Below are 2538 nucleotides of genomic sequence, written 5' to 3' on the forward strand. Positions count from 1 at the left end.
CAGATGGCCCACGGTACGTGGCAAGAGCAGGCTGGAGGCAAACTCCGGCACCAGCCCCAGTTCGACGAACGGCAGTTGCAACCGTGCGTTGTCCGCCAGATAGACAAGATCACAGTGCAGCAGCAGGGTGGTGCCTATGCCGACGGCAGGGCCACCGACCGCGGCTATGACGGGTTTGGGAAAATCCGCCAGGGTGTGCAGGAACTGCAAAATGGGATCGTCGGCATCCAGGCTGGATTTGCCCATAAAGTCGGCCAGATCATTGCCGGCGGTGAAGCAATCGCACTGCCCTTGTATCAGTAGCACATGCACGGTGTCATTTTGTGTCGCTTGGCGTAATGCCGCGGTGAGGGCGAGATACATCTCGGTATTGAGGGCGTTGCGCTTGGCGGGGCGATTGAGGGTCAGGGTGAGCAAGCCATCCTGCTGCTCGGCAACGATAATGAGGTCCATGTCTAAATCCTTGTTATCACAGGCTGTCAAAAGCTTACTGCTGCGGTAATCTTCACGACGTTTAACAACATCATAAAAGGATTTCAACCATGTTTAAACGTGCGTTTTATTCCCTGATCGCCCTGGGCTTGGCTGCGCCTGCTCTGGCCAAGGTCGAGGCTGTCGATGGCTATGTGCGTCTGCTGCCACCCGGATCTCCCAATACCGCCGCCTTTCTGGTGCTCAAAAATGACGCTGACAAGCCGGTGAAGCTGGTCGCCGCCACTTCGTCCGAGGTGGGCCGAGCCGAGCTGCATACCCATCTGCACGAGAACGGGGTCATGAAGATGCGTCAGGTCGAGAGCATAGAGGTGCCAGCAAAAGGGGAAGTGGCGCTCAAACCCGGCAGCTTTCACATCATGCTGTTCGAGGTGCGCGAGCTGTTTCAGGGCACGCCCTTCCCGTTGACCCTGACCATGGATGACGGCCAGAAGCTGGAATTGAGCCTGCCAGTGAAGCCGATTGAACCCATGGCAGGCATGCAGCACTGACATTAATGGACGCGTGTTCAGTTTTTTACACTGTGTATTCCCGTCGCACTGGGTAAAATGATGGCCTTTCCAGTCCATAAGAGAGTGACATGATGAAGAAGACCTTGATTGCCGGTTGTGTGCTGGCCCTGTTCAGCCAGGCTGCCATGGCTGCTGATGACTGGCGTATTGCTGCCGGTATCGATGTATGGAACGCGCAGGGCAGCGGCCAGATCAACGGTGTCGGGGCCAACGGCAGCTATGACGAGAACTACAACTGGAGCGGCTACCTGCAACTGGAGCACGGCATCATTCTGCTGCCCAACGCCAAGTTCGAGATGTCCGATTTCGGTACCAGCGGCGGCGCCCTCAACAACGATCTGATGGCCTATGACCTGAGCCTCTACTATCGCCTGTTCAACAACGACCTGTTCCAGATCGACCTGGGTCTGACCGGTCGTCGTTACGATGGCGATTTCAACACCCAGCACTACTCCTATGACAAGGATGTGTTGATGGCTTACACGGGTGCCGAAGTGCGCATCCCAGGTACCGGCTTTGCCGCCTTCGGCGATGCCCGTGTGCAGGATGCCGACAACTATGACTACCGTCTGGGTGGCTCCTACAAGTTTGCTTCTGCTCCCCTTAAGGTACAGGCCGGTTGGCGTGAGGCGAGCATGGACTTCGATCGCGTTGATCAGCGGATTGATGGCTGGTTCATGGGCTGCGAATTCACTTTCTAATCTGGCCGTCAGCTGACGACGAGGAGCGATAATGGGCCACATCATAGTGACAGGTGCAGGTTCCGGTCTCGGCCGGGCGCTGACCATCGGGCTGGTTGAGCGGGGCCATCAGGTATCCATGATGGGGCGCCGTTATCAGCGACTGCAGGAGCAGGAGCAACGGCTCGGCAGCGCGGTGATCGGCATCGTCGCCGATCTGGCGCACCATGAAGAGGTCGACGTCGCCTTCGCCGCTGCGGTGGAGTGGGGCGGCCTGCCCGACATGGTGATCCACTGTGCCGGGGTCGGCGAGTTTGGCCCGGTTGGTGTCTACACCGCCGAGCAGATCCGTAGGGTGGTGGAGAGCAATCTCATCTCCACCATTTTGGTGGCACAACAGACGGTGCGGCTCATCGGCGAGAAAGGCGGGGTGCTGGCCAATGTGCTCTCCTCCGCCGCGCAGGTGGGCAAGGCCAATGAGAGCCTCTATTGCGCCTCAAAATGGGGGATGCGCGGCTTTCTGGAGTCGTTGCGCACCGAGCTGAAAGGCTCGCCGCTGCGGCTGGTCAACCTCTACCCGAGCGGGGTCCGCAGCGAATTTTGGGACAACTCGGATCACGTGGATCCCAGTGGTTTCATGACCCCTGAAGATGCGGCGGCCTATATGCTCGATGCGCTGGAGGCGAGAAGCAGCTGCCACGTGACTGACCTCTTTATCGGTCGCAATCCCTGAGGTGATGTCCCGTCATCCGGTTGCCGTCGTCAGAGAAAGCAGAAACAAAAAGCGCGCCAAATGGCGCGCTTTTTTATGGTGGCAAGGGGGCGAAATTAACGGCCCAGCTTGGCCTTGAGCA

At 58.4% G+C, this 2538-nt stretch carries 4 protein-coding genes; 3 read left to right on the top strand and 1 reads right to left on the bottom strand.

The genetic code is table 11. The features are described 5' to 3' along the window. On the bottom strand, nucleotides 1-453 hold a 453-nt coding region (locus AAC083_RS20565; RefSeq protein ID WP_181364840.1), incomplete at its 3' end, for an enoyl-CoA hydratase-related protein. A gap of 89 nt (nucleotides 454-542) precedes the next feature. Here AAC083_RS20565 and AAC083_RS20570 point away from each other — a divergent pair. The 3 genes from AAC083_RS20570 (at nucleotide 543) to AAC083_RS20580 (ending at nucleotide 2417) form a co-directional block, all read left to right on the top strand. Continuing rightward, on the top strand, nucleotides 543-983 hold the full coding sequence (locus AAC083_RS20570) for a copper chaperone PCu(A)C (RefSeq protein WP_042036148.1): 441 nt from the start codon (nucleotides 543-545) through the stop codon (nucleotides 981-983). 92 nt (nucleotides 984-1075) lie between these two features. Then, complete coding sequence (locus AAC083_RS20575) at nucleotides 1076-1705, top strand: TIGR04219 family outer membrane beta-barrel protein (protein WP_042036216.1); 630 nt, start codon at nucleotides 1076-1078, stop codon at nucleotides 1703-1705. Between the two features lie 31 nt (nucleotides 1706-1736). Beyond that, nucleotides 1737-2417, top strand: a complete 681-nt coding sequence (locus AAC083_RS20580) for an SDR family oxidoreductase (RefSeq protein ID WP_108537593.1) — start codon at nucleotides 1737-1739, stop codon at nucleotides 2415-2417. Nucleotides 2418-2538: the final 121 nt, after the last annotated feature.

Source organism: Aeromonas sp. HMWF014, from assembly GCF_963878295.1.
GTDB lineage: Bacteria > Pseudomonadota > Gammaproteobacteria > Enterobacterales > Aeromonadaceae > Aeromonas > Aeromonas popoffii.